This window comes from Nonomuraea aridisoli (genome assembly GCF_003236395.1).
GTDB classification, from domain to species: domain Bacteria; phylum Actinomycetota; class Actinomycetes; order Streptosporangiales; family Streptosporangiaceae; genus Nonomuraea; species Nonomuraea aridisoli.
Map to the genome: position 1 here is coordinate 20,589 of NZ_POUD01000059.1, position 19,013 is coordinate 39,601.

Annotated in this window: 17 protein-coding genes and 1 pseudogene; 12 read left to right on the forward strand and 6 right to left on the reverse strand. The window is 73.4% G+C overall.

What is annotated here, in order from left to right:
* Positions 1 to 8 precede the first annotated feature (8 nt).
* Positions 9 to 1,031 (forward strand): N-acetylglucosamine kinase, encoded by a 1,023-nt coding sequence (locus tag C1J01_RS16520; protein ID WP_181448784.1) that lies wholly within the window; start codon positions 9 to 11, stop codon positions 1,029 to 1,031.
* 16 nt (positions 1,032 to 1,047) lie between these two features.
* Positions 1,048 to 1,674 carry a MerR family transcriptional regulator gene (locus C1J01_RS16525; RefSeq protein ID WP_111179861.1) on the forward strand — a complete coding sequence of 209 codons (627 nt, stop codon included), beginning with the start codon at positions 1,048 to 1,050 and terminating at the stop codon, positions 1,672 to 1,674.
* A gap of 5 nt (positions 1,675 to 1,679) precedes the next feature.
* Here the strand turns inward: C1J01_RS16525 and C1J01_RS16530 are convergent, their stop codons facing one another.
* From C1J01_RS16530 to C1J01_RS53750, 4 genes and pseudogenes are all read right to left on the reverse strand, one after another.
* Entirely contained in the window at positions 1,680 to 2,780 is a 1,101-nt protein-coding gene (locus C1J01_RS16530; RefSeq protein WP_111179862.1) for an acyltransferase family protein, read from the reverse strand.
* Positions 2,773 to 3,708 (reverse strand): alpha/beta hydrolase, encoded by a 936-nt coding sequence (locus C1J01_RS16535; RefSeq protein ID WP_111179863.1) that lies wholly within the window; start codon positions 3,706 to 3,708, stop codon positions 2,773 to 2,775. Before C1J01_RS16535 ends, C1J01_RS16530 begins: the two co-directional genes overlap by 8 nt.
* A 122-nt stretch (positions 3,709 to 3,830) precedes the next feature.
* Entirely contained in the window at positions 3,831 to 5,408 is a 1,578-nt protein-coding gene (locus tag C1J01_RS52145) for an RNA-guided endonuclease InsQ/TnpB family protein (protein WP_235854475.1), read from the reverse strand.
* Positions 5,409 to 5,493: 85 nt separating this feature from the next.
* Positions 5,494 to 5,568, reverse strand: a pseudogene (locus C1J01_RS53750) (hypothetical protein); the annotation flags it as partial.
* A gap of 170 nt (positions 5,569 to 5,738) precedes the next feature.
* On the opposite strand from C1J01_RS53750, the gene C1J01_RS16550 reads away from it, so the two are divergent.
* Complete coding sequence (locus tag C1J01_RS16550) at positions 5,739 to 6,164, forward strand: TIGR03668 family PPOX class F420-dependent oxidoreductase (RefSeq protein ID WP_111179864.1); 426 nt, start codon at positions 5,739 to 5,741, stop codon at positions 6,162 to 6,164.
* On the opposite strand, the gene C1J01_RS16555 is transcribed toward C1J01_RS16550, so the two are convergent.
* Positions 6,148 to 6,822, reverse strand: coding sequence for a ThuA domain-containing protein (locus C1J01_RS16555; RefSeq protein ID WP_111179865.1), 675 nt, complete (start codon positions 6,820 to 6,822; stop codon positions 6,148 to 6,150). The two genes, C1J01_RS16550 and C1J01_RS16555, sit on opposite strands and share 17 nt — an antisense overlap.
* A 99-nt stretch (positions 6,823 to 6,921) precedes the next feature.
* Here C1J01_RS16555 and C1J01_RS16560 point away from each other — a divergent pair, with 99 nt between their 5' ends.
* The 6 genes from C1J01_RS16560 (at position 6,922) to C1J01_RS16585 (ending at position 14,513) form a co-directional block, all read left to right on the forward strand.
* Positions 6,922 to 7,779 carry an RNA polymerase sigma-70 factor gene (locus C1J01_RS16560; RefSeq protein ID WP_220039946.1) on the forward strand — a complete coding sequence of 286 codons (858 nt, stop codon included), beginning with the start codon at positions 6,922 to 6,924 and terminating at the stop codon, positions 7,777 to 7,779.
* A gap of 33 nt (positions 7,780 to 7,812) precedes the next feature.
* Complete coding sequence (locus C1J01_RS16565; protein WP_111179866.1) at positions 7,813 to 8,574, forward strand: SDR family oxidoreductase; 762 nt, start codon at positions 7,813 to 7,815, stop codon at positions 8,572 to 8,574.
* Between the two features lie 84 nt (positions 8,575 to 8,658).
* Positions 8,659 to 10,308 (forward strand): NAD(P)/FAD-dependent oxidoreductase, encoded by a 1,650-nt coding sequence (locus C1J01_RS16570; protein WP_111179867.1) that lies wholly within the window; start codon positions 8,659 to 8,661, stop codon positions 10,306 to 10,308.
* On the forward strand, positions 10,305 to 11,747 hold the full coding sequence (locus C1J01_RS16575) for an ATP-binding protein (protein ID WP_111179868.1): 1,443 nt from the start codon (positions 10,305 to 10,307) through the stop codon (positions 11,745 to 11,747). Before C1J01_RS16570 ends, C1J01_RS16575 begins: the two co-directional genes overlap by 4 nt.
* 79 nt (positions 11,748 to 11,826) lie before the next feature.
* A complete protein-coding gene (locus C1J01_RS16580) occupies positions 11,827 to 13,368 on the forward strand; it encodes an AbgT family transporter (protein WP_111179869.1) in 1,542 nt (513 codons plus the stop codon).
* 11 nt (positions 13,369 to 13,379) lie between these two features.
* Positions 13,380 to 14,513 (forward strand): M20 family metallopeptidase, encoded by a 1,134-nt coding sequence (locus C1J01_RS16585; protein ID WP_328589639.1) that lies wholly within the window; start codon positions 13,380 to 13,382, stop codon positions 14,511 to 14,513.
* A gap of 34 nt (positions 14,514 to 14,547) precedes the next feature.
* Here C1J01_RS16585 and C1J01_RS16590 read toward each other — a convergent pair whose 3' ends face one another.
* On the reverse strand, positions 14,548 to 15,135 hold the full coding sequence (locus tag C1J01_RS16590; protein ID WP_111179870.1) for a TetR/AcrR family transcriptional regulator: 588 nt from the start codon (positions 15,133 to 15,135) through the stop codon (positions 14,548 to 14,550).
* An 88-nt stretch (positions 15,136 to 15,223) separates the two neighbouring features.
* Between C1J01_RS16590 and C1J01_RS16595 the strand changes: the two genes are divergently transcribed.
* From C1J01_RS16595 to C1J01_RS16605, 3 genes are all read left to right on the forward strand, one after another.
* Complete coding sequence (locus tag C1J01_RS16595) at positions 15,224 to 16,366, forward strand: cytochrome P450 (RefSeq protein ID WP_181448785.1); 1,143 nt, start codon at positions 15,224 to 15,226, stop codon at positions 16,364 to 16,366.
* A 68-nt stretch (positions 16,367 to 16,434) separates the two neighbouring features.
* Complete coding sequence (locus tag C1J01_RS16600; RefSeq protein ID WP_111179872.1) at positions 16,435 to 17,691, forward strand: serine hydrolase domain-containing protein; 1,257 nt, start codon at positions 16,435 to 16,437, stop codon at positions 17,689 to 17,691.
* A 111-nt stretch (positions 17,692 to 17,802) separates the two neighbouring features.
* The coding region (locus C1J01_RS16605; protein ID WP_111179873.1) for a serine/threonine-protein kinase at positions 17,803 to 19,013 on the forward strand (1,211 nt) is incomplete at its 3' end.

Genomic DNA, 19,013 nt, shown 5'->3' on the forward strand with positions numbered 1-19,013 from the left:
TTTTTGACATGCAGCTGGTGCTGGGCGTCGACGCGGGCGGCACGTCCTCGCGGGCCGTGCTCTTCACGCTGGAGGGCGAGCCGGTGCGGCGGGGGTCGGCCGGCGGCGCCAACCCCGTGACGCTCGGCATGGACGCCGCCTCCGCGAACCTCGCCGAGGCCGTGCGGGCGGCGCTGTCCGGGGTCTCGCCGTCGCAGGTGCGGGCGGCGGTCGTGGGGCTGGCCGGAAACCCGGCGCTGTGCGCGTCCCTGTCCGACCGCGTCCTGCGCGCCGCCCTCCCGAGCGCCTTTCCCAGCGGTACGAACGACACCACCCCCAGCGCGCTCCGCGTGCGTACGGTCGGCGACGTCGTGACCGCGTTCGCCTCCGGCACGGCGGCGGCCTCGGGCGCCGTGCTCATCTCGGGCACGGGGGCCGCGGCGGCGAAGATCAGCGATCACGTGCCGGTGGCCACCGCCGATGGGTACGGCTGGCAGCTCGGCGACGAAGGCTCGGCGTTCTGGATCGGCCGCGCCGCCGCCCGCACCGCCATCCGTGCCCTCGCCACCCCGGATCAGCCCGCCGGCCTGCTCACCTCTCTCGTCGTATGCCACCTGCTCCAGGAGGCGGACGGCGGCGGGGATCCGGTGGCGCGGCTGGCGGCGGCGGTGCACGCGCGCCACCCCTTGGCACTGGCCGAGCTGGCGCCCTTGGTGAGCCGGGCGGCGCGAGCCGGCGACCCGGCGGCCGTGTCGATCGCCGGGGAAGCCGCACGCCGCCTGGCCAGGACCGTCTCGGCGGTGCACGAGCCGGGCCTGCCGATCGTCCTGTTCGGCGGCGTCCTCACGACGGAGGGCCCCGTGCGGGAGGCCGTACGCGATCTCCTGGACGGCGCCGGGACGGTCACCGTGGCGGGCGACCCCGCGGGGGCGGCGGCCTGGCTGGCCGCGCGGGCGTTCCTGGACGCGCGGGAGTCGCGCGCCCGCCACGCCCGGTTCACCGCAGCCCCGCCGCACGTGGGGCTCGCCGTGATCGAGACGGAGAGTGGATAGCGCTATTATCTGCCGGATGCGGATCTCGGAGCTCAGCGTCAGGTCGGGTGTCGCGATCCCGACGATCAAGTACTACCTGCGCGAAGGGCTGCTGCACCAGGGCGAGCAGATCGCCGCGACCCGGGCCGAGTACGACGACTCCCACCTGCGGCGGCTGCGCCTGATCCGCGCTCTGCTCGACGTCGGCCGGCTCTCCGTCGCCTCCATCAAGAAGGTCGTCACCGCCGTCGACGACCCGTCGCTGCCCATGCACGTGACGCTGGGCACCGCCCACGACGCGCTGAGCGTGCCCGTCGAGCCCGAGCCCGGCGACGAGTGGCGGACGGCGCGCGCCCAGGTCGACGCCCTCCTCGACGACCTCGGCTGGGAGGTCGCCCCGGACGCCCCCACCCGTGACGAGCTGGCCCACTCCCTGGTCCGGATGCGCCAGCTGGGCCTGCGGATCGACCTGGCGCCGTACGCGGAGGCGGCGCGCCGGCTGGTGGCGGAGGTGGAGATGGACACGATCCCGTTCGACGGCCCGCGCGACGCCGCCGTGGAGGCGATGGTGCTCGGCACGGTCCTGTACGGCCGCGCGCTCGACACGCTGCGCCGCATGGCCCAGGAGGCCGAGTCGGCGCTGCGCGTCTCCCCCGCGCGGTAGGACGCTCACCCGGCCGTACGGCGTTCGTGCACATGGAAGGCGGTGCAGCACACCAGCAGCGCCGCCGCGAACACCGGCAGCCAGGCCGTCCTGGCCAGCACCCACCCCGGCCCGTCGGGGGCGGTGTGCAGGCCGGGCAGCCTCCCGGCGAGCAGGCCCACCGAGGCGATCGCGATCATCGCGGTCTGGTGCCAGAGGAAGACCGTCATCGCGGCGAGGTTGGTGAGCGCCACCGCGCCCCAGGCCGCCGGGCGGCGCAGCAGCCGCCGCAGCGGGCCGAGCAGCAGCACGGCCGCGCCGCTCTGGGCGAGCCCGAAGGCGACGGCGGCCAGGGAGGGCGGGTCGAGGTTCGACAGCGGCGCCCCCGGCACGCCGACCATGGAGGCGGGGTAGCCGCCCCAGGTGACGAGCGCGACGGCGGCGGCCGCGCCGCCGGCCAGCAGCGCCCATCCGGCCGCGCGCCCCGGCAGGCCGCGACGGGCCCAGGCCGCCCCCATGCAGTACGGCACCAGCCACCCGGCCGCCACGTTGACCCATCCGAGCCCGCCGGCTCCGTCCACGGTGAACCGCGCCAGATCGACCAGGCCGACCACGGCGAGCGGCCAGGCCGGATGCAGCCGTGACACCAGCGGGGTCGCCGCGGTCAGCACGGCGAACACCAGCAGGAACCACATCGGCGACGCCACCAGCTCGACCAGCGCCTGCACGCTCTCCAGCTCGGCGCCCCAGGCCAGCATCGCCGGCGCCACCACCGCCCACACCGCCGCCAGGGCCGCCGCCGGCCGGAACAGCCGGGCCGCCCGCCCCGCGAGCCACCGCCCGTACGGCACGCCTTTCGCACGGGCCCGCAGGTGGCCGCGGGTCGCCACCAACCCGCCCACCAGGAAGAACACCGCGAGTGTCTGGAACACCCAGGACACCGGGGCGAGCTGCGGCATGGAGCGCAGCGGGCTGGTGACGCGGACCGTCCCGCTCTCCATGACGAGCGCGGTCACCAGCCAGTGCCCGGCCACCACGCCCAGGACGGCCAGGGCGCGCAGGGCGTCGAGCGCGCGGTCGCGGTCGGCCGGCGTCGCGGCGTCGAGCCGCGTGAGCAGGTCATGCATCGCCGTCCGCCTGTCCGGAGACGATCCGCGCGATGCTCGCCAGCGCCGTGGACCCGGCGGCCAGGTAGTCGCCGTGCCCGCCGCCGCCCGCCGCGAAGACCCGGGCGCCGAACCCGGGCGCGACCGGGTCCTCGCCCAGCCCGACCGTGACGAACGGCAACACGATGGACGCGTGCGGCAGGCCGCCGATCCAGTCCCCCGCCGTGCGACCGGCCCACACCGTGGCCGGGGTGCGCAGCGCGGCGGCGTCCGGCACACCCGCGCCGGGGCTGCCGAACAGGACGATGTGCGCCACGTCCAGGCCCGGCGCGGCCCGGCCGCACACGACGGAGCCGTACGAGTGGCACAGCAGCGAGATCCGGGCGCCCGGCCTGGCCGCGGCCAGGCCGCGGACGAAGGCACGCAGGCGGGGCGCGGCCTCCTCGGCGCGGCCGGGGGTGACCGCCTGGAGGCTCACGCCGTTCGGCGTGGCGTAGCCGAGCCAGGCGACGACGGCCGACCGGTCGCCGAGCGCGTTCCTGAGATTCGTCGAGCCGTCGCGTAACGCCCGGTACTTGTCCAGGTTGATGCCGGCGCCGGGGACGAGCACGGCGACGCGCTCGGCGCCGGACAGGTCGCCGAACACCTCGACGGTCCGGCCGCCGTCACGGCCGTCGAAGGACAGGAAGCGCCGTACGGGATCGGCCATCGCGCGCAGGCCGGCGGCGCGCCGGTGGTCGCCGTGCCGGGCCGCCGCGCGTGCGGCCGCCAGGATCTCGGCGCGGCCGGCCGCGTACCGCTCGCCGAGCGCGGCCGGGGTCGCCACCAGCGGGGGCACGGGAGCGGGTACGGGCGCCGGCACCGATCCGGGACGCGTCACGCCGGTCAGGGGCACCGCCAGGGCGGCGACGATCGCCGCGGACAGGAAGCGGTGCGGGCGGGTCGTCATGGGCGGTGGTCCTTCCGTGCCGGGGATCGGTCCTCGGCATCGAAAGTAGGGATCACCGCCTGTAGTCCGACTCCCGCTGGAGAGCGCACCTTCCAGGTAGCTCCGGAGTACTACGGGGCTTGTCAGACGAGGCCGTTGGCCCGCAGGATCTTGACCGCGTTGACCGTCGCGGCGCCGCGCCACTCCATCGCCCCGGCGGGTGAGATCCGCGCGTAGTCCACCGCCCAGCCGCCGTCGTCGCGCTGCTGCCCCGCCAGGCGGACGAGATCGGCGGCGATCACCTCGGGCTCGAACAACGTACGGGCGGGCCGGCCCGGGGAGGGCGCGAAGTCGAGCGGGCGCAGCGCCTCTTCCTCGGTGCCGCCCTCCACGCGCACCCTGCCGTCCTCGGGAATGTGGTCGCCGAGGCGTTTGAGCAGCTCGGCGGCGCGGGGCCGCGTGTCGTGGACGGCGTCCAGGAACCGCACGGCGAAGGCCAGCACGTAGGCGTGCGGCGGCTCCTTCATCGCCTGGATCGCGTCGAGGCAGTAGCGGGTGGCCTGCTCCAGCCACGGGTGCGCGGCCACGGCCGGGTCGTGCACGGCGACGCGGTGGGCGGCCGCCGCCGACACCGAGGTGATCTGCAGCGACGACACGGCCGGGTCGCCGCCCGCCCACCAGGGCGCGGTGGCCGCCGTGTCCCCTATCGGCAGCACGAACGGCAGCCCGCCGTCGGGCAGCGTCACCGATTCCAGCCAGTCGCACAGCGCGGCGGCCTGCGGCGCGGTGGCGGGGGCGATCTCCTCGAACACCTCGAAGGCGTGCAGCGCGGCCCCCGGCTGGCTCTCGGGGGCGCGCAGGTCGGGCTCCAGGCCCCAGCCGTACCCGCCGTCGGCGTTGCGGTAGCCCTCCAGCGCCGCGAGCACGCCGGTCGCGTCGCCGTCCCCCATGAGCAGGTCGTGGCGGCGGCGGTCCAGCAGCCGCGCGTGCCCGGCCAGGAAGGCGGGGATCACGGAAAGGTTCACGTTCATGCGCTCATCGTGCCCGGATTCGCGCGGTGCGCTCTTGTACGTTCCGGACACGCCTCCCGGGCGAGGCCGACACCGGAACTCGGCCTGGGTGGCGCGGTTCTCCCTCACGCAGTGCCCGCAGCGGGCGCACGTGCGGGAAGTGCCGGCAGGGTTCACCGCGATGAGCTCTCGACCGGCGCTCTCAGCCTTGTGCGACAGGATCGTCAGGAACACCCCCCAACCCGCGTCCAAGATGCCTCGGTTGAGCCCGGACTTGGCGGCGACGTTCCGGCCGGGCGCCTCGACCGTGCCGGACGCCGAACGGGTCATGTTCGCGATCCGCAGCTCCTCGTGCACGATCACGTCATACCCGCGCACCAGCGCGTTCGCGACCTTGTGCGCGTAGTCGACCCGCTGACGGCCGACCTTGCCGCACAGGGCGGCGATCCGTGCCACCTCCTTGAGGCGGCGCGTGGACCCGCGTCTCTTACGGGCCAAATCCCGCTGAGCCGCCGCGAGACGATCGGCGGTCGCGGCGAGGTGCCGCGGGTTGGCGACGTGCACACCGTCGCTCGTGGTGACGAGAGCGGCCACACCCAGGTCGATCCCGGCCACCGCACCCGCGGCGGGAAGCGGCTCGGCGGGAACGTCGTCGCACGACAGCACCACATACCAGCGGTTGCCCTCCCGCTTGACGCTGATCGTCTTCACCCGGCCCCGCATCGGCCGGTGCCGGTGTGCGGTAGGCGGTGCGGCGGTGCTCGATGGCCGCGTTGTACAGCTGCCGGTGATCCTCCAGGCACTGCGTGAGCGCGGCGGCCTGCTTGCCGGTGGGGCGCAACAGGAACCTGAACGACCTGCGCACTCCCACCTCCCACGTTCGGTAACCAGACGACCACGATATCGGCCGGCACCGGCAAAACCCGGAAGAACATCAGTGATCCGCGGACGTGGCAGGTCAGGGCATGCTTGGGCCTTGACGGCCCTCCCGCTTCCGATTCCCCCGACGGCTGAAGCCGCCGGTCCCCTCGGGAGGTTCTGATGGACGCGCAGTGGGCACGGGAGAGGTTCGCCGGGCAGCCGGTGGCCCGGCTGGCCACGGCCGACGCGGGCGGGCGGCCCCACGTGGTGCCGGTCACCTTCGCCGTGACGGGCGGGCGCGTGGTGACGGCGGTCGACCACAAGCCGAAGACGACCATGGCGCTGCGGCGGCTGCGCAACGTCCGCGACAACCCGGCGGTCAGCCTGCTGGCCGACCACTACGAGGACGACTGGACGCGCCTGTGGTGGGCGCGCGCCGACGGCGCCGCGCGGATCGTCGAGGAGGGGCCCGACCGCGAGGCCGCGCTCGACGCCCTGGTCGCGAAGTACGCGCAGTACCGCGGGCGCCGCCCCGCCGGGCCGGTGATCGTCGTGGACGTGACCCGCTGGAGCGGCTGGTCGGCGGCCGCTACTCCCGCACCGTGACCGGCCGTTTCAGCAGCCACAGGGCCGCCCGGCGCAGGAGCGTGCGGTGGATCTCGTTGTCGTACGACCTCGTGTCGTGCCCGAGCGCGTCGTAGAACACCCGCCCGCGCCGCACCGGACGCGCCCACACCAGCGGCCGGCCGTTGGCGGAGGCCAGCGGCTCGACGTCGGGCAGCACGTCGAGGTCGCCGTAGACCTCGTCCACCACGTCGAAGTCCCGCAGGCCCGCCACCACCGGGTGGGAGCCGTGCACGCGCACGCCGGTCCAGCCCAGCGGGGTGTGGTGGGACTTGGGCCAGCTCCAGCAGCCGCCCAGCACGCGCGGCCAGCCCTGCCAGTCGTCGAAGCAGATGGCCGCCGTGTGCAGGCACAGCAGCCCGCCGCCTTGGTCGAGGTGGTCGAGGAGGGTCGTGCGGGCCGCGGCCGGCAGGGAGAGGCGCCAGCGCGGGCGCAGGTCGGCGAAGCGGTCCGGGGTCATCTGCCAGCGCAGCGCGTTGACGGTGATCAGCTGGACCTCGGGCGGCTCGGCGAGCGCGCCCGTGATGTCCTCGGTGATCTCGGATTCGACCCCCACCTCGGCGAGCGTCTCGGCGAGCGCGGCCGACGTGGCGGCGAAGTCGTGGAACGGGCCTCCTGAAAGAATGAGATTTCTCGCCACGCGTCCAGCCCATCACGGTTCCCGCGAACTGTCACATCTCCGGCGGTCGCCGCGTCTGACTCACCGAGGGGCGACGCGCGGCTCGCGGGATGAGGGGGCATGATGCCGGACGTGGACTTCCAGGAGCACCGTCCGATGTTGCTGGGGCTGGCGTACCGGCTGCTCGGCAGCATGTGGGACGCCGAGGACGTCGTTCAGGAGGCGTGGCTGCGCTGGCAGGGCGCCGACCGGAGCCAGGTCAGGGAGCCGCGGGCGTTCCTGGTGACGGTGGTGTCGCGGCTGGCGCTCGACCAGCTGCGCTCGGCGCGGGTCAAGCGTGAGGCCTACACCGGGCCCTGGCTGCCCGAGCCGGTGATGACGGCGGACGCCGGGCCGCTGGACACGGCCGAGCTGCGCGACACGGTCTCGTACGCGACGCTGCACCTGATGGAACGGCTGTCGCCGCCGGAGCGGGCGGTGTTCGTGCTGCGGGAGGCGTTCGAGCTGCCGTACGACGAGATCGCGGAGATCGTCGGCACGAGTGTGGCCAACTGCCGGCAGCTGCACCACCGGGCCTCCGGGCGGCTGGCGGCCGGGCGCGACCGGTTCAGGCCGTCGAGCGAGGAGCACGCCAGGCTGCTGGGCAGGTTCATGGAGGCGGCCGCGGGCGGCGACCTGTCGGCGCTCACCGAACTGTTCCACGAGGACGTCGTGTCCTACACCGACGGCGGCGGCCGGGTCAGGGCGGCGCTGCGGCCGGTCGTCGGGCGGCGCAAGGTGCTGGCGTTCATGGCGGGGCTCGCCGCCCGCTACCGGTTCAGCGATCCTCGGCTGGTCGACGTCAACGGCGAGCAGGCGATCTGGTTGCGGGTCGGCGAGCAGCCCCAGCTCGTCGTGCTGGAGTTCCGGGACGGCCTGATCAGCGTCGTCTACGGCATGCTCAACCCGGACAAGCTGAGCCGCGTGAAGCCCGCCTGACCCCGGGCGCCGCGGCGATCTATAGTCGCCCGTATGGATCTGGGTATCTCGGGCAAGGTCGCCCTCGTCACCGGAGGCAGCGCGGGCATCGGGCTCGCCGCGGCCAAGAGCCTCGCGCGGGAGGGCTGCGACGTGTGCGTCTGCGCCCGCGACCCGGAGCGGCTCGCCGACGCGGTGGTGGAGCTGCAGGAGTTCGGCAAGGTCGTGCACGCCGTGCTGGCCGACGTGGAGGACCCGTCGGCCGCCCGGCGGGTGGCCGAGGAGACCCGCGACGTGCTCGGGCCGGTCGACATCCTGGTGGCCAACGCGGGCGGACCGCCGGCCGGCCGCTTCGACGAGGTGGGGCTGGACGACTGGGACGTCGCCGTCCAGCGCAACCTGCTCGGCACCGTGCGCCTGATCCACGCGGTCCTGCCGGAGATGCGCTCGCGCGGCTGGGGGCGGATCGTCACGATCACCAGCCGGTCGGTCCGCGAGGCGATCGACGGCCTGGTGCTGTCCAACGCCACCCGCTCGGCGGTGGCCGGCGTCGTGCGCACGCTGGCCCGTGAGGTCGGCGGCGACGGCGTGCTGGTCAACAACGTGCTGCCGGGCCCCATCGAGACCGAGCGGCTGCGGCGGCTCATGGGCGACGAGGAGGCGCTGCGCGGCCGCGGCGAGGAGGTGCCGGTCGGCCGCGTCGGGCGGGCCGAGGAGGTCGGCGACGTGGTGGCGTTCCTCGCCAGCGAGCGGGCGTCGTTCGTGAACGGGGTGTCCCTGCTGGTGGACGGCGGCGAGAGCCGGGTCATCGCCTGAGCGGCCACGGGTCCGGGTGGCCGTCCGTTTCATACCCACGCACATGACATCCTTCCCTTAGGAGCCATCGAAGGGGCGAGGGTCATGGAAAAGCCGGTCATCGTGACGGTCGATGACGATCCGGGTGTGTCGCGGGCTGTCGCCCGCGACCTCAGACGGCGCTACGGGCAGCAATATCGCATCGTCCGCGCCGAGACGGCCGCTGACGGCATCGGCGCGGTCAGGGAGATGAGGCTGCGCGGCGACGAGGTGGCGGCGATCCTGGCCGACTACCGGATGCCGCAGATGAACGGCGTGCAGTTCCTGGAGGCCGCCATGGACCTCTATCCGTACGCCCGCCGGGTGCTGCTGACCGCCTACGCCGACACCGACGCGGCGATCCAGGCGATCAACGTGGTGGATCTCGACCACTATCTGCTCAAGCCGTGGGACCCGCCGGAGGAGAAGTTCTACCCGGTGATCGACACCCAGCTCGACGCCTGGTTGCGCACCGACCGGGTGGAGCGGACCGAGCTGCGGGTGGTGGGCGACCGGTGGTCGGCGCAGTCGTACCGGGTGCGCGACTTCCTGTCCCGCAACCACGTGCCGTACCAGTGGATGCTGGCCGAGGATCCCGAGGGCGCGCAGCTCGTCAAGGCCGCGGGCGAGGGGTGTCACCTGCCGCTGGTGGTGACGCCGGAGGGCGTCACGCTGGAGTCGCCCGACCAGGCGACGCTGGCCACGGCGGTGGGCCTGTCCACGACGCCGGCCACCGATTTCTACGACCTGATCGTGGTGGGCGGCGGCCCCGCCGGGCTGGGCGCGGCCGTCTACGGCGCCTCAGAGGGGCTGAAGACGGTGCTGGTGGAGGCGTACTCCTCGGGCGGTCAGGCGGGGCAGAGCTCGCGGATCGAGAACTACCTGGGCTTCCCCGACGGCGTCTCCGGCCAGCAGCTCGCCGACCGGGCGCGGCGGCAGGCGCTGAAGTTCGGGGCCGAGCTGCTGACCGCGCGCAAGGTGGTCAGCCTGGAGCCGCGCGGCCAGGCCCGCGTGGTCGGCTTCCAGGACGGCGGCGAGATCGCGGCCCACGCGGTGATCCTGGCGACCGGTGTCGCCTACCGCCGGCTGCAGGCGCCCGGCCTTGACGACTTCGTCGGCCGCGGCGTCTTCTACGGCGCCGCCATGACCGAGGCGCCGTCGTGCCAGGACTCCGAGGTCTACATCGTGGGGGCGGCCAACTCGGCCGGCCAGGCGGCGGTCTACCTGTCGCAGTACGCGAGCAAGATCCACATGCTGGTGCGGGGCGAGGGGCTGGAGAAGTCCATGTCCCACTACCTCATCGAGCAGCTCACGGCGCTGCCCAACGTCGAGGTGCACGAGCAGACCCAGGTCGTCGCCGGCTCCGGCGACGGCCACCTGCAGGAGTTGACGCTCGCCACGAAGGGTGAGGAGCGCACGGTCCCGGCGCAGTGGCTGTTCGTCTTCATCGGTGCCGAGCCGTACACGTCGTGGTTGGGCGACACCGTCGAACGGGACAGGCGCGGGTTCATCCTGACCGGCCCCGACCTGGTGCAGCGCGGGCAGCGGCCGCGCAACTGGCCGCTGCGGCGCGAGCCGTACTACCTGGAGACGAACGTGCCCGGGGTGCTGGCCGCGGGCGACGTGCGCGCCGAATCCATCAAGCGGGTGGCCTCGGCCGTCGGCGAGGGCGCCATGGCCGTCTCACTGGTGCACCGCTACCTGGAGAAGCAATGAGCGAGACCGAGACCCAGATCGACATCGACGAGCTGCGCAAACTCTTCCTCTTCGAGCGGCTGACCGACGAGCAGCTCACCATCCTGGCCCGCAGCGGCCGGGTGCGGACGTACGCGCAGGACGAGGACATCGTCCTGCAGGGCGAGCCGGCCGAGTGCTTCGCGGTGCTCATCGAGGGCGAGGTGCAGATGATCAGCGAGACGGTCGCCGCCGGCCCCGTCGCGATGCCCCGCACCTCGCAGCCCGGCGTCTACGGCGGCGCCACCGCCGCCTACCTCGGCGACCGGGCACCGCAGACCTACCAGCACACGCTGCGCGCCACCGCGCCGTCGCGGGTGTTCATGCTGCCCGCGCGGAAGTTCGGCTACATCGTCGCCGAGTGGTTCCCGATGGGGATGCACCTGCTCGACGGGCTGATGTCGGGCGGCCGCATGCAGCGGGAGATCATCGACCGGCGGCAGCGGCTGACGGCGCTCGGCACGATCACGGCCGGGCTGACCCACGAGCTGAACAACCCCGCGGCGGCGGCCGTACGCGCGGTGGGCGAGCTGCGCTCGCTGGTCAAGGGCTCGCGCCGGCAGCTCGCCCAGCTGGCCGAGGACGGCATCCCGCCCGAGCGGCTGCGCGCGCTGATCGAGGTGCAGGAGGCGTGCACGGGCGGCATGGCCGCGCAGCCGAAACGCTCTCCGCTGGAGATCGCCGACGCCGAGGACGAGCTCGGTGAGGCGCTGGAGGAGCTGGGCGTCCAGAACGCGTGGGACCTGGCGCCGCCGCTGGTCACGGCCGGGTTCACCAGCGAGCACCTGGAGGAGATCCGCGAGAAGATCGGCGAGCGGCACATCGCGGGGTCGCTCAACTGGCTGACCAAGGCCGTCGAGATCGCGCAGATGCTCAACGAGGTGACCGACGCGACCGACCGCATCACGACGCTGATCCGCTCGGCCAAGCAGTACTCCCAGATGGACCGGGCGCCGTTCCAGCAGATCGATGTGCACGAGCTGCTCGACAGCACCATCGCGATCTTCCGCGGGAAGATCCCGCCGGGCATCAGCGTGGTCACCCAGTACGACCGCACGCTGCCGACCATCCCGTGTTACGCGGGCGAGCTCAACCAGGTGTGGACCAACCTCATCCACAACGCGCTCGACGCGATGGGCTCGGACGGCACGCTCACCATCCGCACCGCGCACGACGCCGACGAGGCGATCGTGGAGATCGGCGACACGGGCCACGGCGTGCCGGAGGCGATCAAGGACCGGATCTTCGAGCCGTTCTTCACCACCAAGACCGTGGGCGAGGGCACGGGGCTCGGCCTCGACATCTCCTACCGGATCGTGGCGGGGCGGCACGGCGGCGAGATCAAGGTGCGCTCGGTGCCGGGCGACACGTGGTTCGAGGTGCGCCTGCCGCTCAGGGAGTCGTCCATCGCGCCTGCGTGATTTGTTGGTGCCGATTTGTCAACTGCTTCCTTACCGCATGTAATGTTTGACCGAAATGCGGGAAGGAGGCGGCCCGGTGATGACGTCCGAGCCGATGGCGGAGTCCCGTTCGCTCGGCGCGCTGCTCAGGGTGCTCGGCGGCATCGAACGGCTCGGCAACAGACTGCCGCATCCGTTCTGGCTGTTCGTCGTGCTGAGCGCGGTGCTGGCGCTGGTGAGCTGGGGGCTCGCGGCGGCCGGGGTGTCGGCGGTCAACCCGGCGAGCGGCGAGAGCGTCGTGGCCAGGAACCTGCTCTCGGTCGAGGGCGTGCGGATGATGGTCGGCGACGCGATCGACAACTACACGTCGTTCCCGCCGCTCGGCACGATCCTGGTCGTCATGCTCGGCGTCGCGGTGGCCGAACGCTCGGGGCTGCTGGCCGCGGTGCTGCGCTCCGGGGTGTCGAAGGTGTCGCCGAAGTGGGTGACGTTCGTGCTGGCGTTCACCGGGATGGTCGCGCACGTGGCCTCCGACGCCGCGTACGTCGTGCTCATCCCGCTCGGCGCGCTGGCGTTCCGGGCGGTGGGGCGCAGCCCGATCCTCGGCATCGTGGTGGCGTTCGTGTCGATCTCGGCCGGCTACGACGCGAGCCCGCTGGTCACGCCGGTGGACGCCGTGCTGTCCGGGCTGACGACGGCCGCCGCGCACACCATCGACCCGTCCTACGTCGTCACGCCGCTGGCCAACTACTACTTCTCCATCGTGTCGTCCCTCGTGCTGGCCGCCGCGATCACCCTCGTGACCGAGCGGGTGCTGGCGCGCCGGGTCGAGGCCATGCCCGTCGACCCCGGCGCGCCCGACGACGACCTCGGCTCGCTGACGCTCGGCGACGGGGAGCGCAAGGGGCTGAAGGCCGCGCTGATCACCCTCGTGGTGCTCGCCGCCGCGATCGTGGCGGCCGTGCTGCCCTCCGGGTCGCCGCTGCGCGGCGAGGACGGCGGGATCGTGCAGTCGCCGCTGCTCACCTCGATCGCGATCTTCCTCGGGCTCGCGTTCCTGGCCGCCGGCTGGGCGTACGGGAAGGCGGCCGGGACGATCGGCGGCAGCAGGGACATCCCGGCCTTCATGGCGCACGGGTTCCGCGAGATGGCGCCGATCCTCGTGCTGTTCTTCGCCATCGCGCAGTTCCTCGCGTACTTCCGCTGGACCGGCCTCGGCGAGATCCTCGCCATCCACGGGGCCGGCCTGCTGCGCTCGGCCGGGGTGAGCGGGCCCGTGGTGTTCCTCGGCATCCTGCTCGTGGTCACCGTGATCAACCTGGTGGTGACCAGCGGGTCGGCGCAGTGGGCGCTGGTCGGGCCGGTGTTCGTGCCGATGCTGATGCTGCTGGACATCCCGCCCGAGTACACCCAGGCGCTCTACCGGATCGCCGACTCCTGCACGAACGCGATCACGCCGATGAGCCCGTACTTCGTGATGGCGCTGGGCTTCCTGCAGCGCTACCGCCGCTCGGCCGGGATCGGCACGCTGGCCTCGATGACGATCCCGCTCGCGTTCACCCTGCTCGTCGTGTGGACGCTGCTGTTCTTCGCGTTCTGGGCCCTGGGCGTGCCGCTCGGGCCCGGTGCGCCCGTCCCCTAGAAAGGATTCTCGTGCTGATCACCGACTGGACCCGGCAGGCCCTGCCGTCCATGCTCGACGACCTCAGGGCCGTGGTGGAGCTGGAGACGCACAGCTACGACAAGGCCATGCTGGTCAGGGGGCTGCGCGCGATCCGCGCGCGGGTGGTGGGCCATCTCGGGACTCCCGACGACGAGATCCTGCACGAGGGCGGGCAGCACGGCGACGTCCTGGAGCTCACCTACCGGGGCACGGTGCCGGGCACGGTGCTGATGCTCAGCCACTACGACACCGTCTGGCCGACGGGCACGCTCGCGAGCTGGCCGTTCGCCGTCATGGACGACAAGGTCACCGGGCCGGGCGTGTTCGACATGAAGACGGGGCTCGTCCAGGCGGTCTGGGCGCTGCGCGGGCTGCGCGAGCTGGGGCTGCCGCACCCGAGCGTGCGGTTCCTGTTCAACGGCGACGAGGAGATCGGCAGCCCGGCCTCGCGCGAGTTCATCGAGGCGGCCGGCGAGGACGCCCTGGCGACGCTGGTCTTCGAGGCGTCGCTCGACGGGGCGGTCAAGACGGCCCGCAAGGGCGTGGGGCTGTTCAACGTGACCGTCACCGGCGTCGAGGCGCACGCGGGGCTCGACCCGTACGCGGGGGCGAACGCGATCCACGCCCTCGCCGGGATCGTCACCACGCTGGCCGCGGCGGGCTCCCGCGAGCGCGGCACGACCGTGAACGTCGGTCTGATCAACGGCGGCACCGGGCGCAACGTGGCCGCCGGGCGCGCGACCTGCGGCGTGGACGTGCGGGTCACCGACCCGGCGGAGATGGCGCGGATCGACGAGATGTTCGCCGGGCTGCGGGCCGCCGACCCGCGCGTGACGGTCACCGCGACCGGCGAGTGGAACCGGCCGCCCATGGTCCCGAACGCCCCCTCGCAGCGGCTGTTCAAGGAGGCGCAGGCGGTGGCCGCCGGGCTCGGATGGCAGCTGGAGGAGACCGCGGTCGGAGGCGCCAGCGACGGCAACTTCGTCTCGGCGCTGGGCCGCCCGGTGCTGGACGGCCTCGGCGCGGTCGGCGACGGGGCGCACGCGCGGCACGAGCACGTGCTGGTCGGCCACATCCCCGAGCGCACCGCCCTCGCGATCGGCCTCATCACCGCCCTGGCGTAGACCTCGTCCACGGCGTCGCCCCGGCCGCTCCCGGTCAGCTCAGGGGCAGGCCCGATTCCAGGTGGGCCAGGGCGCGGTCGGCCTCCGCCAGGACGTCCATGTCGGGAGTGCGCACCCAGGCGAACCAGAGGGCGACCAGGACGCCCGCGATCGCTCCGGTGATGTTGCGGATCTGCGGGTCGTCCGGGGAGCGGCCCTCCCGGGCGGCCAGGATCTCCTGGAGGGCCGCGATCTCGCGGGTGACGCCCTTGAGGCTCGCCGCCCACAACTCCGGGACGGTGGCCATGAGCCGCTCCCGTTCCAGGCTGTCGGCGCGTTCCTCGGGGGTCTGCGCGTCGACCGCCTCCCGCAGCGCCCGGCGTACGGCGGTCACCGGGCCGATCCCGGGCGGCAGCGCCCGGAGCGCCTCCAGGAAGGGCGGGGCCTGGTCGACCAGCACCAGATCCTCTTTGGTGGCGAAATAGCGGAAGACGGTGCTCGGCGCCACCTCCGCCGCCTCCGCGATCTGCTCGACCGTCGTGGCCGCGTAGCCCTGCTCGCGAAACAGCCGCAGCGCCTCCTTCCGGATCGCCGCCCTGGTCTTGGCCTTCTTCCGCTCACGCAGGCCCGGTCGGTCGTTCATGACTCCGCATTCTGGGCGGTACGGCGCCCGCGCGTCCACGCGCGATTTGCTGCTAGTCAACTTGCAAATGAGAGTCTACTCTCAAAATATGCGACTTCCCCGACACCGTGACCCCGCATGCCCCTTCAGCCCTCCCGCCGAGCTGCGCGGGCTGCCCGCGATGAGCCGGCTGGAGTTCGCCGACGGCCATCTGGGCTGGCTGGCCACCACGATGGCGGCGGCCAAGGTCGTGCTGGGCGACCCCAGGTTCAGCGCCCGCCAGGAGCTCAAGCACGTCCCCGTACGGTCGGCCCGGCCCGGCGGCCCCGCCGCCCCGGCACCGCCGGGCTTCTTCGCCACCATGGACCCGCCCGGCCACACCCGCTACCGCCGCCTGCTCACCGGGCGGTTCACCGTCCGCCGGATGCGGGAGCTGGAGCCGCGCGTCGAACGGATCGCCGCCGAGCACCTCGACGCCATGGCGGCCGCCGGCCCGCCCGCCGACCTGGTCTCCGCGTACGCGCTGCCGATCCCGTCGCTGGTCATCTGCGAGCTGCTCGGCGTGCCGTACGACGACCGCGGGTTCTTCCAGGACCGCACCGCGCGCATCGTGCTGCCGGACCGCGACACGGCCGGGGCCATCGCCGACCTGTCGGCGTACCTGGGCGAGCTGGTACGGCGCCGCCGGGCCGAGCCGGGTGACGACCTGATCAGCGACCTGACGGGCGACCTCACCGACGAGGAGCTGGCCAACGTCGCCATGATCCTGCTGGTCGCCGGGCACGAGACCACCGCCAACATGCTCGCCCTGGGCACGTTCGCGCTGCTGGAGCGAGGGGTGGCCTACGAGGAGGGCGCGGTCGAGGAGCTGCTGCGCTGGCTGTCGGTCCTGCAGCTCGGCGCGCCCTCCAGGGCCGCGCTGGAGGACGTCGAGGTGGCCGGCGCGCTGGTCAGGAAGGGCGAGACGGTCGCCATGTCCCTGTCCGTGGTCAACCGCGACCCGGACGAGTTCGACGACCCGGACGCGCTCCTGCCCGGCCGCCCGGAGGCCCGCCGGCATCTCGCCTTCGGCCACGGCGTGCACCAGTGCCTGGGGCAACAACTGGCCAGGATCGAGCTGCGCGCCGGATACCGGGCGCTGTTCGACCGCTTCCCCGGCCTGCGCCTCGCCGTGTCCGCCGCCGAGGTGCCGCTGAAGGAGGGCGCGGCCGTCCACGGCGTGGAGCGCCTGCCGGTGACGTGGCCGACCTGATCATCTGCCCTGGGAGGAAACCTCCAGGATTGTTAGGCTCGGGGCCCGAGTGATCCCGCGGAGGTCCGATGTACTGCGATCCCAGGTTCTCCCGTGTGCGTGAGGTGTTCGAGCGGCAGTTCGCCGAGGGGCAGGAGCTGGGCGCCGCCTTCGCCGTCTACGAGGACGGCGAGCTGGTCGTGGACCTCTGGGACGGCGTCGCCGACCGGCGCACCGGGCGGCCCTGGGAGCGCGACACCCCGGCGTTCGCCTATTCCTGCACGAAGGGCGTCGCCGCCGCCGTGCTGCTGCACCTCGCGGAGCAGGGCCTGGTGGACGTGACGGCGCCGGTCGCGGACGTGTGGCCGGAGTTCGCGGCGAACGGCAAGGAGTCGGTCACCGTCGAACACCTGCTCAGCCACCAGGCCGGGCTGCCGGTGGTGGAGGAGCCGGTGCCGGTCGAGGAGTTCGAGGACCAGCCGGCGATCGCGGCCCGGCTCGCCCGCCAGGCGCCGGTGTGGGAGCCGGGCACGGCCCACGGCTACCACGCCCTCACGTACGGGTTCCTGGTCGGCGAGGTGGTCAGGCGGGTGAGCGGCAAATCGGTGGGCGAGCTGGTCGCCGCCGAGATCGCCGGGCCGCTGGGCCTGGAGTTGTGGGTGGGGGCGCCGGGCTCCGTGATCGCCCGTACGGCCCGGCTCAAGGCCGCGGACCGGCCCACCCGGACCGGCGCGAAACCGACGACCGATCCGCGCGCAGTGGCCCCGGCGAGCGACGGCCCGGCGGTGACCCCGGCGGACGGCGGACGGGCGGTGACACCGGCGGTCGGTGAGGAAGCGGCGGACGGCGGCCCGGCGGCGGACCCGCTGGCCCGGATGGCGCGGGCCGCGCTCGATCCCGGCAGCCTGATGAACCGGGCGCTCGGCAACCCCGGCATGCACCTGCTAGAAGGCGGCGCCAACAACCCCGTCATCCTGCGCGCCGGGTGGCCGGCCGCCGGAGTGGTCACCACCGCCCGAGGGCTGGCCGGCTTCTACCGGTCGGTGGTCTCGGGCGAGATCCTGCGGCCGGAGACGCTCCAGGAGGCCCTGCGGCCCCGGGTGGACGGCCCCGACCGGGTGTTGTTCCTGCCCAGCTCGTTCGGGCTCGGCTTCATGCGTCCGTCGATGATGTTCCCCATGCCGTCGCCGGCGGCGTTCGGCCACTCGGGCATGGGCGGCTCCCTCGGCATGGGCGACCCCGAACGCCGCCTCGGCATCGGCTACGTCATGAACAAGATGAGCAACGGGGTCTCCGGCGGCCTGCGCGCCCCCAACCTCGTGCGGGCGGTCTACGACTCCCTGTGAGTCACTCATCGTCATACCGCATCAACGGTGGGCGAAATATCTGCGGTCGTGACAACCCCAACCCCGGGTGAGACCGTCGAACCGGAGAGGGCTCGCCGATGGGGGTAGGACTTGGTCCCTGGTTATCGTGACGTACGCCAGCTCGGCGCCGGTCGCACCGGTCGTGTCTTCCTGGCCACCTACGAGGCGACCGGCGCGTACGTGGCGATCAAATACCTGAACGCGACTCTGCGCAGGGACGCGGAGTTCATGGACCGCTTCCGCTCGGACACCCATCAGCTCGTCGAGCTCGACGACCCCAACGTGGTGCGGCTCTACGAGTACGTTGAGACCCCCACCAGGGCGGCCGTCGTCATGGAGCTGGTGGACGGCGTGTCGCTGCGCACGCTGCTGACCGAGCACGGCCGGACCAGCCCGGAGGCGGCGCTGGCCGTGCTCAAGAGCACGCTGCTGGCGCTGGCCGCGGCCCACGAGCGGGGGGTGCCGCATCGGGACGTCAAGCCGGACAACATCCTCGTGCAGGCCGACGGCACCAGCAAGCTGGCCGATTTCGGCGTCGTGGTGCACGCCGAGGAGCCGGGCGTCCCGGCGGGCACGCCCGCGTACATGTCGCCGGAGTTGTGGACGCGCCACCAGGCGGGGCCGCCGGCCGACCTGTACGCGGCGGCGTGCGTGTTGTTCGAGGCGGTGCGCGGGCGGCCGCCGTACCGGGCGTACAAGGAGGGAACGGACGGCGAGCCGGACGTGCCCGCACTGCGCGACAGGCACCTGGTGGAGCCCGTGCCGCTGGAGGTGGCCCCGGACACCCTGCGCGACCTGCTGAAACGCGGGCTGGCCAAGGACCCGGCGGCCAGGTACGCCTCGGCCCGGCAGTTCGCCGCCGAGGTCGAGGAGGACGCCGTCGCCGGCTACGGCCCCGACTGGGAGAAGCGCGGGCGGCGGCACCTGGCCGAGCAGGCGACGCTGCTCGCCCTGCGCTTCCCGCTGGCCAGGACCGACCGGGAGGCCACGGCCCGGATCAGTCTCCGCGACCGGATGCCCCGTCTGCCCCCGCACCTGTGGGTGGCGGGCGCGACCGTGCTGGCGGCGACCGTCGCCATCATGGTGTCGGGCGGACGGCTCCCGCCCGGCCCCGGGACGATCCTCATGCCGCCGCCGGAGACGCAGAGCGAGCCCGAGCCCGCCGCCGGGACCACCCGCTCTCCCGCGGGCGCCGCCACGACACCCGGCCGGCGCCCCTCCGCCACCGCGCCCAGACGCACGCCGTCCGCCGCGCCGACCACTGCACCGACAGGTACGTCGACCACTGCACCGACCGGCGC